This is a genomic window from Streptomyces sp. NPDC093065 (assembly GCF_044754585.1).
Classification (GTDB): domain Bacteria; phylum Actinomycetota; class Actinomycetes; order Streptomycetales; family Streptomycetaceae; genus Streptomyces.
On sequence record NZ_JBIVPJ010000011.1, the window covers coordinates 93,841 to 113,160 of the forward strand.

The 19,320-nt window shown below is 71.2% G+C and carries 18 protein-coding genes; 16 read left to right on the forward strand and 2 right to left on the reverse strand.

What is annotated here, in order from left to right; genetic code table 11:
- Positions 1-16: 16 nt before the first annotated feature.
- From pgsA to relA, 15 genes are all read left to right on the forward strand, one after another.
- Positions 17-739, forward strand: a complete 723-nt coding sequence (pgsA, locus tag ACIQFU_RS20440; RefSeq protein WP_402553442.1) for a phosphatidylinositol phosphate synthase — start codon at positions 17-19, stop codon at positions 737-739.
- The gene (locus ACIQFU_RS20445; protein WP_402553249.1) at positions 736-1,665 is read left to right on the forward strand and encodes a phosphatidylinositol mannoside acyltransferase; all 930 of its coding nucleotides are present in this window, start codon (positions 736-738) and stop codon (positions 1,663-1,665) included. Before pgsA ends, ACIQFU_RS20445 begins: the two co-directional genes overlap by 4 nt.
- Positions 1,662-2,825 (forward strand): glycosyltransferase family 4 protein, encoded by a 1,164-nt coding sequence (locus ACIQFU_RS20450; RefSeq protein ID WP_402553251.1) that lies wholly within the window; start codon positions 1,662-1,664, stop codon positions 2,823-2,825. Before ACIQFU_RS20445 ends, ACIQFU_RS20450 begins: the two co-directional genes overlap by 4 nt.
- Positions 2,826-3,649: 824 nt before the next feature.
- Complete coding sequence (locus ACIQFU_RS20455; protein WP_007447575.1) at positions 3,650-4,192, forward strand: membrane protein; 543 nt, start codon at positions 3,650-3,652, stop codon at positions 4,190-4,192.
- Positions 4,193-4,303: 111 nt separating this feature from the next.
- On the forward strand, positions 4,304-5,215 hold the full coding sequence (gene pdxS, locus ACIQFU_RS20460) for a pyridoxal 5'-phosphate synthase lyase subunit PdxS (RefSeq protein WP_402553253.1): 912 nt from the start codon (positions 4,304-4,306) through the stop codon (positions 5,213-5,215).
- Positions 5,216-5,227: 12 nt separating this feature from the next.
- Positions 5,228-5,836, forward strand: a complete 609-nt coding sequence (pdxT, locus tag ACIQFU_RS20465) for a pyridoxal 5'-phosphate synthase glutaminase subunit PdxT (RefSeq protein WP_402553255.1) — start codon at positions 5,228-5,230, stop codon at positions 5,834-5,836.
- Between the two features lie 49 nt (positions 5,837-5,885).
- The gene (locus ACIQFU_RS20470; RefSeq protein WP_402553257.1) at positions 5,886-6,638 is read left to right on the forward strand and encodes a YebC/PmpR family DNA-binding transcriptional regulator; all 753 of its coding nucleotides are present in this window, start codon (positions 5,886-5,888) and stop codon (positions 6,636-6,638) included.
- 185 nt (positions 6,639-6,823) lie between these two features.
- The gene (gene ruvC, locus ACIQFU_RS20475) at positions 6,824-7,390 is read left to right on the forward strand and encodes a crossover junction endodeoxyribonuclease RuvC (RefSeq protein ID WP_402553258.1); all 567 of its coding nucleotides are present in this window, start codon (positions 6,824-6,826) and stop codon (positions 7,388-7,390) included.
- Positions 7,387-7,992 (forward strand): Holliday junction branch migration protein RuvA, encoded by a 606-nt coding sequence (ruvA, locus tag ACIQFU_RS20480; RefSeq protein WP_042825788.1) that lies wholly within the window; start codon positions 7,387-7,389, stop codon positions 7,990-7,992. The genes ruvC and ruvA overlap by 4 nt, the downstream gene beginning before the upstream one ends.
- Positions 7,993-8,039: 47 nt before the next feature.
- Complete coding sequence (gene ruvB / locus ACIQFU_RS20485) at positions 8,040-9,113, forward strand: Holliday junction branch migration DNA helicase RuvB (RefSeq protein WP_402553261.1); 1,074 nt, start codon at positions 8,040-8,042, stop codon at positions 9,111-9,113.
- 175 nt (positions 9,114-9,288) lie between these two features.
- A complete protein-coding gene (gene yajC, locus ACIQFU_RS20490) occupies positions 9,289-9,801 on the forward strand; it encodes a preprotein translocase subunit YajC (protein ID WP_402553262.1) in 513 nt (170 codons plus the stop codon).
- Between the two features lie 135 nt (positions 9,802-9,936).
- Positions 9,937-11,751, forward strand: a complete 1,815-nt coding sequence (secD, locus tag ACIQFU_RS20495; RefSeq protein WP_402553263.1) for a protein translocase subunit SecD — start codon at positions 9,937-9,939, stop codon at positions 11,749-11,751.
- A 3-nt stretch (positions 11,752-11,754) separates the two neighbouring features.
- Positions 11,755-12,876, forward strand: coding sequence for a protein translocase subunit SecF (secF, locus tag ACIQFU_RS20500; protein ID WP_402553265.1), 1,122 nt, complete (start codon positions 11,755-11,757; stop codon positions 12,874-12,876).
- Positions 12,873-13,421 carry an adenine phosphoribosyltransferase gene (locus tag ACIQFU_RS20505; RefSeq protein WP_402553266.1) on the forward strand — a complete coding sequence of 183 codons (549 nt, stop codon included), beginning with the start codon at positions 12,873-12,875 and terminating at the stop codon, positions 13,419-13,421. Before secF ends, ACIQFU_RS20505 begins: the two co-directional genes overlap by 4 nt.
- A gap of 173 nt (positions 13,422-13,594) precedes the next feature.
- Positions 13,595-16,138 carry a GTP pyrophosphokinase gene (gene relA / locus ACIQFU_RS20510; RefSeq protein WP_402553268.1) on the forward strand — a complete coding sequence of 848 codons (2,544 nt, stop codon included), beginning with the start codon at positions 13,595-13,597 and terminating at the stop codon, positions 16,136-16,138.
- Positions 16,139-16,217: 79 nt separating this feature from the next.
- Here relA and ACIQFU_RS20515 read toward each other — a convergent pair whose 3' ends face one another.
- Together ACIQFU_RS20515 and ACIQFU_RS20520 are read right to left on the reverse strand one after the other, a co-directional pair.
- Positions 16,218-17,447, reverse strand: a complete 1,230-nt coding sequence (locus tag ACIQFU_RS20515; RefSeq protein ID WP_402553270.1) for a DUF349 domain-containing protein — start codon at positions 17,445-17,447, stop codon at positions 16,218-16,220.
- Positions 17,448-17,582: 135 nt separating this feature from the next.
- A complete protein-coding gene (locus tag ACIQFU_RS20520; protein ID WP_402553272.1) occupies positions 17,583-18,419 on the reverse strand; it encodes a peptidylprolyl isomerase in 837 nt (278 codons plus the stop codon).
- Between the two features lie 183 nt (positions 18,420-18,602).
- On the opposite strand from ACIQFU_RS20520, the gene ACIQFU_RS20525 reads away from it, so the two are divergent.
- Positions 18,603-19,310 (forward strand): MBL fold metallo-hydrolase, encoded by a 708-nt coding sequence (locus tag ACIQFU_RS20525; RefSeq protein ID WP_402553274.1) that lies wholly within the window; start codon positions 18,603-18,605, stop codon positions 19,308-19,310.
- Positions 19,311-19,320 lie beyond the last annotated feature (10 nt).

Genomic DNA, 19,320 nt, shown 5'->3' on the forward strand with positions numbered 1-19,320 from the left:
CGCGCGCGTGACTACGATGGGCCAGCCGGTGGCCAGCAAGGGCCGCGGCGCCACACCGACCGTCGGGAAGGCCATGCTGAACAAGTACGCGCGTGCATTTTTTACGCGTGTCCTCACACCGTTCGCCGCGTTTCTCATCCGCCGGGGCGTCAGCCCGGACACGGTCACGCTCCTCGGCACCGCCGGTGTGGTCGCGGGTGCGCTGGTCTTCTACCCCATGGGTGAGTTCTTCTGGGGCACGGTGGTGATCACGCTCTTCGTCTTCTCCGACCTGGTCGACGGCAACATGGCCCGCCAGCTGGGCCGCTCCAGCCGCTGGGGCGCGTTCCTGGACTCCACCCTCGACCGGGTCGCCGACGGCGCGATCTTCGGCGGCCTCGCCCTGTGGTATGCGGGGAGCGGCGACGACAACGTGCTGTGCGCGGTGTCGATCTTCTGCCTGGCCAGCGGGCAGGTCGTGTCGTACACCAAGGCGCGCGGCGAGGCGATCGGTCTGCCGGTGGCCGTCAACGGACTGGTCGAGCGCGCCGAGCGCCTCGTCATCTCGCTGGTCGCCGCCGGATTCGCCGGGCTGCACAAGTTCGGCGTCCCCGGCATCCAGTACCTCCTGCCGGTCGCCCTGTGGATCGTCGCCGTCGGCAGCCTCGTCACGCTGGTCCAGCGCGTCGTCACGGTCCGCCGGGAGGCCGCCGAGGCGGACGCCGCCCAGGAGAGCCAGGGCACCGAGGCGGCCAAGTGAGCGCTCGGGACCGGCTGACCGACGGTCTGTACGGTGCCGGCTGGGCCACCGTGAAGAAGCTCCCCGAGCCCGCCGCCGTGCGTCTGGGCCGCACCGTCGCCGACCTCGCGTGGAAGCGGCGCGGTGCGGGGGTGCGCCGTCTGGAGAGCAACTACGCGCGCGTGGTGCCCGGCGCGAGCCCGGAGCGGCTGGCCGCCCTCTCGCGCGCGGGGATGCGCTCGTACCTGCGCTACTGGATGGAGTCCTTCCGGCTCCCGGCGTGGAGCACCGAGCGGATCGGGGGCGGCTTCGCCCCCGAGGACCTGCACCACCTCACCGACGGCATGGACGCCGGCAAGGGCGTGATACTCGCCCTGCCGCACCTGGCCAACTGGGACCTCGCCGGAGCCTGGGTCACCACGAAGCTCGGCATCCCGTTCACCACCGTCGCCGAGCGCCTCAAGCCGGAGACGCTGTACGACCGTTTCGTCGCCTACCGCGAGGGCCTCGGCATGGAGGTCCTGCCGCACAGCGGCGGCACCGCCTTCGGCACGCTGGCCCGGCGGCTGCGCGACGGCGGCCTGGTCTGCCTGGTCGCCGACCGCGACCTGTCCGCCTCCGGCGTGGAGGTCGGCTTCTTCGGCGAGACGGCCCGGATGCCGGCCGGTCCCGCCCTGCTCGCCCAGCAGACGGGCGCGCTGCTGCTGCCGGTGACGCTCTGGTACGACGACTCGCCCGTGATGCAGGGCCGGGTGCATCCCCCGGTCGAGGTACCCGAGTCAGGCACCCGGGCCGAGAAGACGTCTGTCATGACACAGGCGCTGGCCGACGCCTTCGCCACGGGGATCGCCGACCATCCGGAGGACTGGCACATGCTGCAGCGGCTGTGGCTCAAGGACCTCGACCCGGCCAGGGCACCGGGAGCCGGAGAGCGGGGCGCCCAGTGAGGATCGGCATCGTCTGCCCGTACTCCTGGGACGTGCCGGGCGGCGTCCAGTTCCACATCCGGGACCTCGCCGAGTACTTCATCCGCCTCGGCCACGAGGTGTCCGTCCTCGCCCCGGCCGACGACGACACGCCGCTGCCCCCGTACGTCGTCTCCGCCGGCCGCGCGGTGCCGGTGCCCTACAACGGCTCGGTGGCCCGGCTGAACTTCGGCTTCCTCTCGGCGGCCCGGGTCCGGCGCTGGCTGCACGAGGGCGCCTTCGACGTCATCCACATCCACGAGCCGACCTCGCCCTCGCTGGGCCTGCTGACCTGCTGGGCGGCGCAGGGCCCGATCGTGGCCACCTTCCACACCTCCAACCCGCGCTCCCGCGCGATGATCGCGGCGTACGCGATCCTCCAGGCCGCCCTGGAGAAGATCAGCGCCCGGATCGCCGTGAGCGAGTACGCCCGCCGCACGCTCGTCGAGCACCTGGGCGGCGACGCGGTGGTCATCCCCAACGGCGTCGACGTCGACTTCTTCGCCGACGCCGAGCCCAAGCCCGAGTGGCAGGGCGACACGATCGGCTTCATAGGGCGCATCGACGAGCCGCGCAAGGGCCTGCCGGTGCTCATGCGGGCCCTGCCGAAGATCCTCGCCGCCCGCCCGCAGACCCGGCTCCTGGTCGCCGGGCGGGGCGACGAGGAGGAGGCCGTCGAGAGCCTGCCCAAGGAGCTGCGCCCCCGCGTGGAGTTCCTCGGCATGATCAGCGACGAGGACAAGGCCCGCTTCCTGCGCAGCGTCGACCTGTACGTGGCGCCCAACACCGGAGGCGAGAGCTTCGGCATCATCCTCGTCGAGGCCATGTCGGCGGGCGCCCCCGTCCTCGCCTCCGACCTGGACGCCTTCGCCCAGGTCCTCGACCGGGGAGCGGCCGGTGAACTCTTCCCCAACGAGGACGCCGACGCCCTGGCCGACGCGGCCGTACGCCTGCTGGCCGACCCTGAGCGGCGTGCCGTCCTGCGGGAGCGGGGCAGCGCCCACGTACGGCGCTTCGACTGGTCCACCGTCGGCGCGGACATCCTGTCCGTCTACGAGACGGTCACCGCGGGGGCGGCGGCGGTGGCGACGGACGACCGCGCGACGGGCCTGCGGGCCCGCTTCGGCCTGGCAAGGGACTGACCGCACCGGCAGACAGTCGCCCACGGCGCGTACGGCCACCGGCGGACACGGCTCGGCCGGGTGGATGCGGGGTGATCGTCTCGCGTTCACGGCGGGCGCGGCCGTGCGGCGGGCATGGGGCCGTCGTCGCGGGGAGTCCGGGTCGTGCGCCGGGCCGTCGTCGTGCGGGCGGGGGCCGCGATGGTGGGGCTCGGCCGGGCTGGTCCGGAGTGATCGTTTCGCGGCCTCCGGAGGGCGCGGGTATGGCGACGTCGTCGCAGGGTGTCGGCGTCGTGCACCGGGCCGTCGGCGTGCGGTCGGCCGCTGTCGTGCAGGGGGCCGCCGATGGTGGTGCGGGCGTCGATGATGCGGACGCCGATGGTGCGGGCGACCGGTGCGCGCGCAGGCGGGTGCGATCGCCGGCGCGAGCCGGCTCGCCGTCGGCGCTTGACGCCGCCGTCGTTCGCCGGGCCGTCGTCGTGCGGGCGGGGGGCCGCGAGGGTGGGGCTCGGCTGGGCCGGCCCCGGGTGATCGTTTCGTGTCCTCTGGCGGGCGCGGGCACGGGGAGGTCGTCGCGAGGTGTCGGCGTCGTGCACCGGGGCGCCGGCGTGCGGGCGGCCGCTGTTGTGCAGGGGGCCGCCGATGGTGGTGCGGGCGTCGATGATGCGGACGCCGATGGTGCGGGCGACCGGTGCGCGCGCAGGCGGGTGCGATCGCCGGCGCGAGCCGGCTCGCCGTCGGCGCTTGACGTCGCCGTCGTTCGCCGAGTCTCAGGCGGACGGGAGGAGACCGTCCCCGAACACGCCCCACCGGGGTCGCGCCGACCACCGATAGGGTTGCGGCCCGTGACCGCAACCCTCATCTGGATCCTGGTCGTCCTCGTCGCCGTCGGCCTGTACCTCAGCTGGACGGCTGGCCGCCTGGACCGGCTGCACGCCCGGATCGACGCCGCCCGTGCCGCCCTGGACGCGCAGCTGCTGCGCAGGGCGTCCGTGGCCCAGGAGCTCGCCACCTCCGGCGTGCTCGACCCCGCCGCCTCCATGGTCCTCTACGAGGCCGCGCACGCCGCCCGGCAGGCCGAGGAGGAGCTGCGGGAGGTCGCCGAGAGCGAGCTGAGCCAGGCCCTGCGCGCCGTCTTCGCCGACGCGCACCAGGTGGACGCACTGCGCGAGGCTCCCGGGGGAGAGGCGGCCGCCCACGAACTGGCCGAGGCCGTACGGCGGGTGCCCATGGCCCGGCGGTTCCACAACGACGCGGTGGGAGCCGCCCGCAGGCTGCGCGAGCACCGCAAGGTCCGCTGGTTCCGCCTGGCCGGACACGCGCCCTTCCCACTAGCCTTCGAGATGGACGACGAGTCGCCGGCCGCCCTGGTGGAGCGGGCCGCGTAAGCACCCGGGGGCGAAAACGATCCACCGCCTGTCCATTGGCCCTTGCTGTGGCCCGCTCGCCTCACGTTTCCTCGTTGCTGCACAAACCCCCTTCTCCTCAGCGAGGTACCCGTGTCCAGCACGCTCCCCGAAAACCAGGCACCCGAGACCGGCACCGCCCGTGTGAAGCGCGGCATGGCCGAGCAGCTCAAGGGCGGCGTCATCATGGACGTCGTCACGCCGGAGCAGGCGAAGATCGCCGAGGACGCGGGCGCCGTGGCCGTCATGGCCCTGGAACGCGTCCCCGCCGACATCCGCAAGGACGGCGGCGTGGCCCGGATGTCCGACCCGGACATGATCGAGGGCATCATCAACGCGGTCTCCATCCCGGTGATGGCCAAGTCCCGCATCGGCCACTTCGTGGAGGCCCAGGTCCTGCAGTCCCTCGGCGTCGACTACATCGACGAGTCCGAGGTCCTCACTCCGGCCGACGAGGTCAACCACAGCGACAAGTTCGCCTTCACCACCCCCTTCGTCTGTGGCGCCACCAACCTCGGTGAGGCCCTGCGCCGGATCGCCGAGGGCGCCGCGATGATCCGTTCCAAGGGCGAGGCCGGCACCGGCAACGTCGTCGAGGCCGTCCGCCACCTGCGCCAGATCAAGAACGAGATCGCCCGGCTGCGCGGCTACGACAACAACGAGCTGTACGCCGCCGCCAAGGACCTGCGTGCCCCCTACGAGCTGGTCAAGGAGGTCTCCGAGCTGGGCAGGCTCCCGGTCGTCCTCTTCTCGGCCGGCGGTGTGGCCACCCCGGCCGACGCCGCGCTCATGCGCCAGCTCGGTGCCGAGGGCGTCTTCGTCGGCTCCGGCATCTTCAAGTCCGGCGACCCGGCCAAGCGCGCCGCCGCCATCGTGAAGGCCACCACCTTCTACGACGACCCGAAGATCATCGCGGACGCGTCCCGCAACCTCGGCGAGGCCATGGTCGGCATCAACTGCGACACCCTCCCCGAGACCGAGCGCTACGCCAACCGCGGCTGGTAAGGCCCCCGACCCATGAGTGACACCCCCGTCATCGGCGTCCTGGCGCTCCAGGGCGACGTACGGGAGCACCTTGTCGCCCTGGCCGTGGCCGACGCCGTGGCCAGGCCGGTGAGGCGCCCCGAAGAACTCGCCGAGGTGGACGGCCTGGTCGTCCCCGGCGGCGAGTCCACCACCATCTCCAAGCTCGCCGTCCTCTTCGGCGTGATGGAACCGCTTCGCGCGCGCGTGCGTGACGGCATGCCCGTCTACGGCACCTGTGCCGGCATGATCATGCTGGCCGACAAGATCCTCGACCCGCGCTCCGGGCAGGAGACCGTCGGCGGCATCGACATGATCGTGCGCCGCAACGCCTTCGGCCGGCAGAACGAGTCCTTCGAGGCCGCCGTCGACGTCCAGGGCGTCGAGGGCGATCCCGTGGAGGGCGTCTTCATCCGTGCCCCCTGGGTGGAGTCCGTGGGCGCCGCCACCGAGGTGCTCGCCGAACACGACGGCCACATCGTCGCCGTACGCCAGGGCAACGCGCTGGCCACGTCGTTCCACCCGGAACTGACCGGTGACCACCGCGTGCACCGGCTCTTCGCCGACATGGTGCGCGCGAACCGGGCGGCCCGGTCCTTGTAGGATTCCTGCGTTCGTTGCAGGAGATGGGTTACGCGAAGGAGACAGGCAGATGTCCGGCCACTCTAAATGGGCTACGACGAAGCACAAGAAGGCCGTGATCGATGCCAAGCGCGGCAAGCTCTTCGCGAAGCTGATCAAGAACATCGAGGTCGCGGCGCGCATGGGCGGCGTCGACATCGAGGGCAACCCGACGCTGTACGACGCCATCCAGAAGGCGAAGAAGCAGTCGGTCCCGAACAAGAACATCGACTCCGCGGTCAAGCGCGGCGGTGGCCTGGAGGCCGGCGGCGCCGACTACGAGACGATCATGTACGAGGGTTACGGCCCCAACGGCGTCGCGGTGCTCATCGAGTGCCTCACCGACAACCGCAACCGCGCCGCCTCCGACGTCCGCGTCGCCATGACCCGCAACGGCGGCTCCATGGCCGACCCGGGCTCGGTGTCGTACCTGTTCAACCGCAAGGGCGTCGTGATCGTGCCCAAGGGCGAGCTGAGCGAGGACGACGTCCTCGGCGCCGTCCTGGACGCGGGAGCGGAGGAGGTCAACGACCTCGGCGAGTCCTTCGAGGTGCTCAGCGAGGCCACCGACCTGGTCGCGGTCCGCACCTCCCTCCAGGAGGCCGGCATCGACTACGAGTCCGCCGACGCCAACTTCGTCCCCACCATGCAGGTCGAGCTGGACGAGGACGGCGCGCGGAAGATCTTCCGGCTCATCGACGCCCTGGAGGACAGCGACGACGTGCAGAACGTCTTCGCCAACTTCGACGTCAGCGACGAGGTCATGGAGAAGGTCGACGCGTAACGCGTCCCCTGCTCAGCGGGCCGACGGGACACCACCCGTCGGCCCGTCGCGTTGTCGGTGGCACCCGATAGCCTTACGCATGTCAAAGATCACCGTCCACGGACCGCGACCGTCGATTGAGCAACCCCGACGGTGACCGGCCGGGTCCGCGAGAGCGGCGGCGGTTCAGCCGCAAAGGAGGCGCCGTGCGCGTACTGGGGGTGGACCCCGGGCTGACCCGCTGCGGAGTCGGCGTCGTGGAGGGCGTCGCGGGGCGGCCGCTCACCATGGTCGGCGTCGGCGTCGTCCGCACGCCCGCGGACGCCGACCTCGGTCACCGCCTCGTCGCCGTCGAGCAGGGCATCGAGCGGTGGCTGGACGAACACCGGCCGGAGTTCGTCGCCGTGGAGCGCGTCTTCAGCCAGCACAACGTCCGCACCGTCATGGGCACCGCCCAGGCAAGCGCCGTCGCCATCCTGTGCGCCTCCCGGCGCGGCATCCCCGTCGCCCTGCACACCCCCAGCGAGGTCAAGGCCGCCGTCACCGGCAGCGGGCGCGCCGACAAGGCACAGGTCGGTGCCATGGTCACCCGCCTGCTGCGGCTCGACGCCCCGCCGAAACCGGCCGACGCCGCCGACGCCCTCGCCCTCGCCATCTGTCACATCTGGCGCGCCCCCGCGCAGAACCGCCTCCAGCAGGCCGTCGCCCGGCACGCCTCCCAGGGCGCGCGCCGCCCGCAGACCCCCCACCCGTCGAAAGGCCGCCCCGCATGATCGCCTTCGTCAGCGGCACCGTCGCCGCCCTCGCCCCCGACGCAGCGGTGGTCGAGGTCGGCGGCGTCGGCATGGCCGTCCAGTGCACGCCGAACACGCTCTCCACCCTGCGGCTGGGCAAGCCCGCCAGGCTCGCCACCTCCCTCGTCGTCCGCGAGGACTCGCTCACCCTCTACGGCTTCGCCGACGACGACGAGCGCCAGGTCTTCGAGCTGCTCCAGACCGCCAGCGGCGTCGGCCCCCGCCTCGCCCAGGCCATGCTCGCCGTGCACCAGCCCGACGCCCTGCGCAGAGCCGTCTCCACCGGAGACGAGAAGGCGCTCACCGCCGTCCCCGGCATCGGCAAGAAGGGCGCGCAGAAGCTGCTCCTGGAGCTGAAGGACCGGCTCGGCGAACCGATCGGCGCCCCCGCCGTCGGCGCCCCGGTCAGCACCGGCTGGCGCGACCAGCTGCACGCCGCCCTCATCGGCCTCGGGTACGCCACCCGCGAGGCAGACGAGGCCGTCTCCGCCGTGGCGCCGCAGGCGGAGGCCGCCGGGGGCACCCCGCAGGTGGGCGCGCTGCTCAAGGCGGCCCTGCAGACGCTGAACCGCGCCCGCTGACCACGCCCGCCACCACCCACCCGGTGCGCCACGGCAAGGAGAACGAAGTGAACTGGGACGACACGACCGACGCGGAGGCCGCCGCCGAGCGGTTGGTGGGTGCTGTCGCCGACGGCGAGGACCAGGCCGTGGAGGCCGCCCTGCGACCCAAGGACCTCGGCGAGTTCATCGGCCAGGAGAAGGTCCGCGAGCAGCTCGACCTGGTGCTGCGCGCCGCACGCGCGCGCGGGGCCACCGCCGACCACGTGCTGCTGTCCGGTGCCCCCGGCCTCGGCAAGACCACCCTCTCCATGATCATCGCGGCCGAGATGGAAGCGCCCATCCGCATCACCTCGGGCCCCGCCATCCAGCACGCCGGCGACCTCGCTGCGATCCTCTCCTCCCTCCAGGAGGGCGAGGTCCTCTTCCTCGACGAGATCCACCGCATGTCCCGGCCGGCCGAGGAGATGCTCTACATGGCGATGGAGGACTTCCGTGTCGACGTCATCGTCGGCAAGGGGCCGGGTGCCACCGCCATCCCCCTGGAGCTGCCCCCGTTCACCCTGGTCGGCGCCACCACGCGAGCGGGACTGCTGCCGCCGCCGCTGCGCGACCGCTTCGGTTTCACCGCCCACATGGAGTTCTACGGACCGGCCGAACTGGAACGCGTGATCCACCGCTCCGCCGGCCTCCTCGACGTCGGGATCGACACCACCGGCGCCGCCGAGATCGCCGGCCGCTCCCGCGGCACCCCCCGCATCGCCAACCGCCTGCTGCGCCGGGTCCGCGACTACGCCCAGGTCAAGGCCGACGGCCTGATCACCCAGGAGATCGCCGCGGCGGCCCTCGCCGTCTACGAGGTCGACGCCCGGGGCCTGGACCGTCTCGACCGCGGAGTCCTGGAGGCCCTCCTCAAGCTGTTCGGCGGCGGGCCGGTCGGCCTGTCCACGCTCGCCGTCGCCGTGGGGGAGGAGCGTGAGACAGTGGAAGAGGTCGCCGAACCCTTCCTCGTACGGGAGGGTCTGCTCGCCCGCACCCCACGCGGGCGGGTGGCCACTCCGGCCGCATGGGCCCATCTCGGCCTCACCCCGCCGCGTTCGCAGAGTTCAGGAAACGGACAACAGGACTTGTTCGGGGCGTGACGACCCGCTCACGCGGGGCACATTCGCCGGAGCAGGAACCCCGGTGCCATGCTGGGCGTTGTTCCATGCGCGCGGACTCGCCTAGACTCCGCCGATGCCGCCCTTGTCGGCGGCGTACACACCCCCAACCATCAGGCCGCTCACCATCGCGGTCGTGTGAAGGAAGTACCGACCCGTGAGTCTCGTGACCCTCCTCCCGTTCATCGTGCTCATCGGGGCCATGTTCCTGATGACCCGGTCGGCGAAGAAGAAGCAGCAGCAGGCCGCCAACATGCGGAACGAGATGCAACCCGGTTCCGGGGTCCGCACCATCGGGGGCATGTACGCCACGGTCAAGGAGGTCAACGACGACACGGTCCTCCTCGACGCCGGTCCCGGGGTCGAGCTGCTCTTCGCCAAGAACAGCATCGGCGCCGTCCTCACCGACGACGAGTACAACCGCATCGTGCACGGCATCGAGCACGACCTGAAGTCCGACGCGGACGTCGTCCCCGACGACGCCTCCTCCCTCACCGAGACCGACGCCCCCGCCGACGCCGCCTCCGACGACAAGTCCGTCGACCTCGGCAAGAAGGCCGAAGAGCCGGACGACGAGCCGGCCGACGAGCCGACGGTCGACGCCGCACCCGCCGAGGCGAAGACGGACGAGCAGGCGAGGAAGTCCGACGGCGGTTCCGAGGCGAAGTAAGCCGTGCCCCGGGGTGCGCGGGACGGGTTCCCGCGCACCCCGCGTGACGCGCGGCTCGCACGGATCCGGACACCATGTGATGGCCGCCGGTGACGCCTTCTGGGCGCGAAGCGGCCCGAGAGGGAGTACGCAAAGGTGGTAGCACCTAAAAAGGGAAAGAATGCGAGCGCTCAGAGTAAGCCCGGGCGCTCGCTGGCCCTGATCCTGATCGCCATCGTGGCGCTCACCGGAGGCATGTTCGCCTCCGGACACACGACTCCGCGTCTCGGCATCGACCTGGCGGGCGGCACGAGCATCACGCTCCGGGCCGTGCCGGAGGCGGGCCAGGAGTCCGCGATCAACAAGACCAACATGGACACCGCGGTCGAGATCATGAACCGCCGTGTCAATGGTCTGGGTGTTTCCGAGGCCGAGGTCCAGACCCAGGGCGACCGGAACATCATCGTCAACATCCCCAAGGGGACGAACTCGAAGGAAGCCCGGCAGCAGGTCGGCACCACCGCCAAGCTGTACTTCCGTCCGGTTCTCGCCACCGAACTCTCCGGCGCCGACGCGACCGGCAGCCCCTCGCCGAGCGAGACCGGCGGCGCCCCGGACAAGGCGACCGACAAGGCCACGGACAAGGCGACCGACAAGGCCACCGACGGCGAGAAGGCCACCGACGGCGACAAGCCGAGCAGCGGCACCCCGTCGGACCCCGCGTCGGCCAGCGCCACCACCCAGGGCCGCGCCGTCGGCGACGCCCTGAAGGCCGACCCCAGCCCGTCCGGGAAGAGCTCCGACGGCGCCTCCCCGTCCCCGAGCGCCAGCGCCTCCGGCGACGACGAGGCCGCCAAGCTGCAGCAGCAGTACGCGGCCCTGGACTGCACCGACAAGAACGCCCGCGCCAAGGCCGGCAAGGGTGCCAAGCCGGGCGACTCGACGCTGGCCTGCGGCCAGAACTCGCAGGGCCAGTGGCAGAAGTACGTCCTCGGCCCCGCCGCGGTCGACGGCACCGAGGTCGACAAGGCCGACGCCGTCTACAACACGCAGACCGCCGCCGGCTGGACCGTGACGATGAAGTTCACGGACAAGGGCAGCAAGAAGTTCGCGGACATCACCGGACAGCTGGCCCAGAAGCAGTCCCCGCAGAACCAGTTCGCCATCGTCCTGGACAACGAGGTCGTCTCCGACCCGTACGTCAGCCAGGAGCTCACCGGCGGCAACGCGGAGATCTCCGGCAGCTTCGACCAGGAGGAGGCCCAGAGCCTCTCCAACATGCTGTCCTACGGCGCGCTGCCGCTGACCTTCAAGGAGGACAGCGTCACCACCGTCACCGCCGCGCTCGGCGGTGAGCAGCTCAAGGCCGGTCTGATCGCGGGCGCCATCGGCCTCGCCCTGGTCGTGCTCTACCTGCTGTTCTACTACCGCGGCCTGTCGTTCATCGCCGTGTGCTCGCTGCTGGTCTCGGCCGGTCTCACGTACGTGATCATGGCGCTGCTCGGCCCGACCATCGGCTTCGCGCTGAACCTGCCGGCCGTGTGCGGTGCCATCGTCGCCATCGGCATCACGGCGGACTCGTTCATCGTGTACTTCGAACGCGTCCGCGACGAGATCCGGGAAGGCCGCACGCTGCGTCCCGCCGTCGAGCGGGCCTGGCCGCGTGCCCGGCGCACCGTCCTCGTCTCCGACTTCGTGTCCTTCCTCGCCGCGGCGGTGCTCTTCATCGTCACGGTCGGCAAGGTGCAGGGCTTCGCGTTCACACTGGGTCTGACGACCCTGCTCGACGTGGTGGTGGTCTTCCTCTTCACCAAGCCGCTGCTGACGCTGATGGCCCGGCGCAAGTTCTTCGCGAGCGGTCACAAGTGGTCCGGCCTCGACCCCAAGGCCCTGGGTGCCAAGCCTCCGCTGCGCCGCACCCGCCGTCCGTCCCGTCCTGCCGCCGGCCCTGTCGACCCGAAGGAGGCGTGAGAGATGTCGAAGCTCGGCACACTCGGCGCCCGACTGCACCACGGCGAGGTCGGCTACGACTTCGTCAAGAACCGCAAGATCTGGTACGGCATCTCGATCCTCATCACCATCACGGCCATCGTCGGCCTGGCGGTGCGCGGTCTGCACATGGGCATCGAGTTCCAGGGCGGCGCGGTCTTCACCACCCCGAAGAACATGAGCGCCTCGGTCGCCCAGACCGAGACCTGGGCGGAGGAGGCCTCCGGCCACGACGCGATCGTCCAGAAGCTCGGCGACGGCAGCCTCCGCATCCAGATCGCGGGCACCGACACCCAGCAGTCGGACCAGATCAAGGAGGACCTCTCCAAGAACCTGGACGTCCCGGCGGAGAAGATCAACGCCGACCTGGTCGGCCCCAGCTGGGGTGACCAGATCGCGAGCAAGGCCTGGCAGGGCCTGGGGATCTTCATGGTCCTCGTGGTGATCTACCTGGCGATCGCCTTCGAGTGGCGGATGGCGGTGGCCGCCTTCGTCGCCCTGATCCACGACATCACCATCACGGTGGGCATCTACGCCCTCGTCGGCTTCGAGGTCACACCGGGCACCGTGATCGGTCTGCTGACGATCCTCGGTTACTCGCTCTACGACACGGTCGTCGTCTTCGACAGCCTCAAGGAGCAGACGAAGGACATCACCAAGCAGACCCGCTGGACCTACGCGGAGATCGCCAACCGCTCGATCAACAGCACCCTGGTCCGTTCCATCAACACCACGGTGGTCGCGCTGCTGCCGGTGGCGGGCCTGCTGTTCATCGGCGGCGGTGTCCTCGGCGCCGGCATGCTCAACGACATCTCGCTGTCGCTGTTCGTCGGTCTCGCCGCGGGTGCCTACTCGTCGATCTTCATCGCCACGCCGCTCGTCGCCGACCTCAAGGAGGCCGAGCCGCAGATGAAGGCCCTCAAGAAGCGGGTCCTCGCCAAGCGCGCCCAGGCGTCGGCCAAGGGCGAGCAGGCACCGGCCGCCGGGGACGAGGCCCCGTACGCGGACGACGAGGCCGACGACGCGGCACCCGCGGTCGTCGGGCCCCGCAACCAGCCCGCGTCCCGTGGCAGGGGACGCGGCCGGCCCTCGGGGAAGCGCCGATGACCGGAACGACCGACATCACGGAGCTGCTCCTCAGCCGCATCCGGGACGTGGCCGACCACCCGGAGCCGGGCGTGGTGTTCAAGGACATCACCCCGCTCCTCGCGGACCCGGCGGCGTTCGCCGCCCTGACCGACGCGCTCGCCGCGGTCGCCGGACACACCGGCGCCACCAAGGTCGTCGGTCTGGAGGCCCGCGGCTTCATCCTGGGCGCCCCGGCGGCCCTGCGGGCGGGCCTCGGCTTCATCCCCGTACGCAAGGCCGGCAAGCTCCCCGGAGCCACGCTCAGCCAGGCGTACGACCTGGAGTACGGCTCCGCCGAGATCGAGGTGCACGCCGAGGACCTCACCGCGGGCGACCGCGTGCTGGTCGTCGACGACGTCCTCGCCACCGGGGGCACCGCCGAGGCCTCGCTGGAGCTGATCCGCCGGGCCGGTGCCGAGGTCGCGGGCCTCGCCGTCCTGATGGAGCTGGGCTTCCTCGGCGGGCGCGCCCGTCTGGAGCCGGCCCTGGCCGGGGCGCCGCTGAAGGCGCTGCTCACGGTCTGAACCACGCGAACCGCACACCTGGGGCGGGCCCGGAGGAATCCGGCGCCCGCCTCAGGCGTTGCACGGGTTGACAGCCCTCACATCGGCCAGAAGGCGATCCCGGAGGGCAGGATCGCTACCATGGGGTATCCGGAGCCTGACCGGGGGACCCGGATCGCGCACGAGGAGTCCTCTTGCCAGACGAGGCCCAGCCACTGACCGCCGCAAAGCCCGAGTCCGCCTCGGCGTCCGCGGCGAAGCCCGCGCCGAGCGCGCCCCAGGCGAAGAACGACACGCGCGGGCCGATCCAGCATGCCCCGTCCGCGCCGGTCGACAAGCCGGCCGAGCAGCAGCCGCGGCCCAAGCCGCTGCCCGCCGAGCGCCCGCAGAACGCGCCCGTGGTCCGCACCCCCGCGGGGCAGCCGGCCCGCTCCGGCTCCTCCAACCGCGTCCGCGCCCGCCTCGCCCGCCTCGGCGTCCAGCGTGCCAACCCGTACAACCCGGTCCTGGAGCCGCTGCTGCGGATAGTGCGCGGCAACGACCCCAAGATCGAGACGGCGACCCTGCGCCAGATCGAGCGCGCCTACCAGGTCGCCGAACGCTGGCACCGCGGCCAGAAGCGCAAGAGTGGCGACCCGTACATCACGCACCCGCTCGCCGTCACCACCATCCTCGCCGAACTGGGCATGGACCCGGCCACGCTGATGGCCGGGCTGCTGCACGACACCGTCGAGGACACCGAGTACGGCCTGGAGGACCTGCGCCGCGACTTCGGCGACGTGGTCACCCTGCTCGTCGACGGCGTCACCAAGCTGGACAAGGTCAAGTTCGGCGAGGCCGCGCAGGCCGAGACCGTGCGCAAGATGGTCGTCGCCATGGCCAAGGACCCGCGTGTCCTGGTCATCAAGCTCGCCGACCGCCTGCACAACATGCGCACCATGCGCTACCTCAAGCGCGAGAAGCAGGAGAAGAAGGCGCGCGAGACCCTGGAGATCTACGCGCCGCTCGCCCACCGGCTGGGCATGAACACCATCAAGTGGGAGCTGGAGGACCTCGCCTTCGCGATCCTCTACCCCAAGATGTACGACGAGATCGTCCGCCTGGTCGCCGAGCGCGCCCCCAAGCGCGACGAGTACCTCGCCGTGGTCACCGACGAGGTCCAGCAGGATCTGCGCGCGGCCCGCATCAAGGCGACCGTCACCGGCCGCCCCAAGCACTACTACAGCGTCTACCAGAAGATGATCGTCCGCGGCCGGGACTTCGCGGAGATCTACGACCTGGTGGGCATCCGCGTCCTGGTGGACACCGTCCGCGACTGCTACGCGGCGCTCGGCACGGTCCACGCCCGCTGGAACCCGGTTCCGGGGCGGTTCAAGGACTACATCGCGATGCCCAAGTTCAACATGTACCAGTCGCTGCACACGACGGTCATCGGGCCCGGGGGCAAGCCGGTCGAGCTGCAGATCCGCACCTTCGACATGCACCGCCGCGCGGAGTACGGCATCGCCGCGCACTGGAAGTACAAGCAGGAGGCCGTCGCGGGCGCCTCCAAGGTGCGCACCGACGCCCCCAGGTCGTCCGGCAAGAGCAAGGACGACCACCTCAACGACATGGCGTGGCTGCGCCAGCTGCTCGACTGGCAGAAGGAGACCGAGGACCCCGGCGAGTTCCTGGAGTCCCTGCGCTTCGACCTCTCCCGCAACGAGGTCTTCGTCTTCACCCCCAAGGGCGACGTCATAGCGCTCCCGGCCGGCGCCACCCCCGTGGACTTCGCCTACGCCGTCCACACCGAGGTCGGCCACCGCACCATAGGGGCACGGGTCAACGGGCGGCTGGTGCCGCTGGAGTCGACCCTGGACAACGGCGACCTGGTCGAGGTCTTCACCTCCAAGGCGGCCGGCGCGGGCCCCTCCCGCGACTGGCTGGGCTTCGTGAAGTCGCCGCGCGCCCGCAACAAGATCCGCGCCTGGTTCTCCAAGGAGCGCCGGGACGAGGCGATCGAGCAGGGCAAGGACGCCATCGTCCGCGCGATGCGCAAGCAGAACCTGCCGATCCAGCGCATCCTCACCGGCGACTCGCTGGTCACGCTCGCACACGAGATGCGCTACTCCGACATCTCCGCGCTGTACGCGGCGATCGGCGAGGGCCACGTCTCCGCGCAGAACATCGTGCAGAAGCTGGTCCAGGCGCTCGGCGGCGAGGAGGCGGCCACCGAGGAGATCGACGAGTCGGTCCCGCCGGCCCGCGGCCGCGGCCGCAAACGCCGGACCAGCGCGGATCCGGGCGTCGTCGTCAAGGGCGTCGAGGACGTGTGGGTCAAGCTGGCCCGCTGTTGTACGCCCGTCCCCGGCGACCCGATCATCGGCTTCGTCACCCGCGGCAGCGGTGTCTCCGTCCACCGCAGCGACTGCGTGAACGTGGACTCGTTGTCACGCGAGCCGGAGCGAATCCTCGAGGTCGAGTGGGCGCCCACGCAGTCCTCGGTCTTCCTGGTCGCCATCCAGGTCGAGGCCCTGGACCGCTCCAGGCTCCTCTCGGACGTCACCCGCGTCCTGTCCGACCAGCACGTCAACATCCTCTCGGCGGCCGTCCAGACCTCCCGCGACCGCGTCGCCACCTCCCGCTTCACCTTCGAGATGGGCGACCCCAAGCACCTCGGGCACGTCCTGAAGGCCGTACGCGGCGTGGAGGGCGTCTACGACGTGTACCGGGTGACCTCGGCGCGCAGGCCGTCGTAGCGGGCCGCAGCGGCGCACACAGGAGAGGGGCCCCCGTACATCGCGTACGGGGGCCCCTCTCCTGTGCGGCCGGCGACCGTCAGCCGCCGAACTCGTGCAGTCCCTTGAGCGCCTGGTCGAGGAGCGCCTGGCGGCCCTCCAGCTCGCGTGCGAGCTTGTCGGCCTTGGCGTCGTTGCCCTGGGAGCGGGCCTGCTCGATCTGGGAGCGCAGCTTGTCGACGGCGGCCTGGAGCTGACCGGTCAGACCCTCGGCACGCGCGCGTGCCTCCGGGTTGGTCCGGCGCCACTCGGCCTCCTCGGCCTCCTGGAGGGCCCGCTCGACCGCGTGCATCCGCCCCTCGACCTTCGGCCGGGCGTCCCGCGGCACGTGGCCGATGGCCTCCCAGCGCTCGTTGACCGAACGGAACGCGGCGCGGGCCGCCTTGAGGTCGGTGACCGGGACGAGCTTCTCGGCCTCCCCGGCCAGCTCCTCCTTGAGCTTCAGGTTCTCCGTCTGCTCGGCGTCCCGCTCCGCGAAGACCGAGCTGCGGGCGGCGAAGAACACGTCCTGGGCGCCGCGGAAGCGGTTCCACAGGTCGTCCTCGTGCTCGCGCTGGGCGCGGCCCGCGGCCTTCCACTCGGACATCAGGTCGCGGTAGCGCGCGGCCGTCGGCCCCCAGTCCGTCGAGTTCGACAGCGCCTCGGCCTCGGAGACCAGCCGCTCCTTGGTCCGGCGGGCCTCCTCGCGCTGGGCGTCGAGCTGCGCGAAGTGCTGCTTGCGGCGCTTGGAGAACGCCGAGCGCGCGTGCGAGAAGCGGTGCCACAGCTCGTCGTCGGACTTGCGGTCCAGGCGCGGCAGGCCCTTCCAGGTGTCGACCAGGGACCGCAGCCGCTCACCGGCCGCCCGCCACTGGTCCGAGCGCGCCAGCTCCTCCGCCTCGGCGACCAGCGCCTCCTTGGCACCACGCGCCTCGTCGGACTGCTTGGCCCGCTGGGCCTTGCGCTCCTCGCGCCGGGTCTCCACGAGCGCGACGAGCTTGTCCAGCCGGGCCCGCAGCGCGTCCAGGTCGCCGACCGCGTGGTGCGCGTCCACCTGCTCGCGCAGGTGGTCGACGGCGGTCTGGGCGTCCTTGGCCGACAGGTCGGTGGTCTTCACGCGCTTCTCGAGGAGGCCGATCTCGACAACCAGGCCTTCGTACTTGCGTTCGAAGTAGGCCAGCGCCTCCTCGGGGGAGCCTGCCTGCCAGGAACCGACGACCTTCTCGCCGTCGGCCGTACGCACGTACACGGTCCCCGTCTCGTCGACGCGGCCCCACGGGTCGCTGCTCACAGCGCCTCCTCCACATGATGCCTGCGGAGGGCTTCGCTACCCCCGGGCATCGTCCACAGTTTCGTCACGGCCAACATAGGCGACCGGCGGGGGGCCTGTCCGCACCCGCGCGAGTCGAACTTTCGCTGATGAGGGTCAGGATTTCGTGACCGTGGCCTTGTCGATCACGATCGTCGCGTTGGGGGCGGTGTTGCCGGTCGTGGGGTCCGCGGGCTGGGCCCCCGCGGAGGCGATCTTCTTCAGTACCGTCATGCCCTCCTTGGAGACGGTGCCGAACGGCGTGTAGCTGGGCGGCAGCTGACTGTCCTGGTACACGAGGAAGAACTGGCTGCCGCCCGAGTCCGGCTGGCCCGTGTTCGCCATCGCCACCGTGCCCGCCGGGTACACGTTGTCCTTGAGGCTCTTGTCCTTCAGGTTCTCGTCCGGGATGTTGTAGCCGGGGCCGCCGTTGCCCTGGGCCGTGGGGTCGCCGCACTGGAGCACGTAGATGCCCTCGGTGGTGAGCCGGTGGCACTTGGTGTGGTCGAAGTAGCCCTTCCCGGCCAGGAAGTCGAACGAGTTGACGGTGTGCGGTGCGGCCTTCGCCTTCAGCGCGATGTCGATGTCGCCGCACGTGGTCGCCAGCTTCATCGTGTACTTCGCCGACTCGTCGACGGTCATCGCAGGTTCCTTCTTCCAGGTCTGCGTCTTGACCTTGCCCTCGGCGGGCTTGTCGCACGGGTCCGGAGCCTTGCTGGGCGCCGAGGCGCTCGGCGTGACCTCCGCGCCCGCGTTCGTCTTGCTGTCGTCGTCGTCCCCCAGGACCACTCCGGTCGTGTACAGCGCGACACTGCCGATCAGAATCACGCCGAGCACCGACGCTATCGCGGCGTTGCGCATGCGCGCCTTGCGTCGCGCGGAGGTGCGTCGCTGCTGCTGCCGCAAGAACTTCTCCCGGGCGAGCTGACGCCGCCGCTGCTCCTGGGTGACCACCGGGTTCTCTCCTCATGCGTCTTCGTGTGCCGACCGGTACGCGTGGGTGCGATGAGCCGACCGTGGGCGTGTAGCCCCGTACCGTATATGGGTTCGCTGAGGAATCGGCACCGCCGGTAGGCTCTGACCATGGGCGCGATCCGTTCGCAAGCCCACCCGTACCGACCCAAACGAAGGACGATCGTGCTCATTGCCGGGTTCCCCGCCGGGGCCTGGGGGACGAACTGCTACCTCGTCGCCCCCGCCGCCGGTGAGGAGTGCGTGATCATCGACCCGGGCCACCAGGCGGCCCCCGGAGTCGAGGAAGCGATCCGCAAGCATCGGCTCAAGCCCGTCGCCGTCGTCCTCACCCACGGCCACATCGACCACGTGGCCTCGGTCGTCCCGGTGTGCGGCGCCCACGACGTGCCGGCCTGGATCCACCCCGAGGACCGCTTCATGATGAGCGACCCCGAGAAGGGGATCGGCCGCAGCATCGGCATGCCGCTCATGGGCGAGCTGACCGTGGGGGAGCCGGACGACGTCAAGGAGCTGACCGACGGCGCGCAGCTGGAGCTGGCGGGCCTGAACCTGTCGGTCGCGCACGCGCCGGGCCATACCAAGGGGTCGGTGACCTTCGGCCTGCCCGAGGCGGCGGACATCCCGCCGGTCATGTTCTCGGGCGACCTGCTGTTCGCCGGCTCCGTCGGACGCACCGACTTCCCCGGCGGCTCCATGGACGACATGCTCGAGTCCCTGGCACGCGTGTGCCTGCCGCTCGACGACTCGACCGTGGTGCTGTCCGGACACGGCCCCCAGACGACCATCGGCCAGGAACGCGCCACCAACCCGTACTTGCGGCAGGTGGCAGCCGGCCAGGGCGCCCCCGAGGCGCCCCGACGAGGAATGTGACGAGACCTTC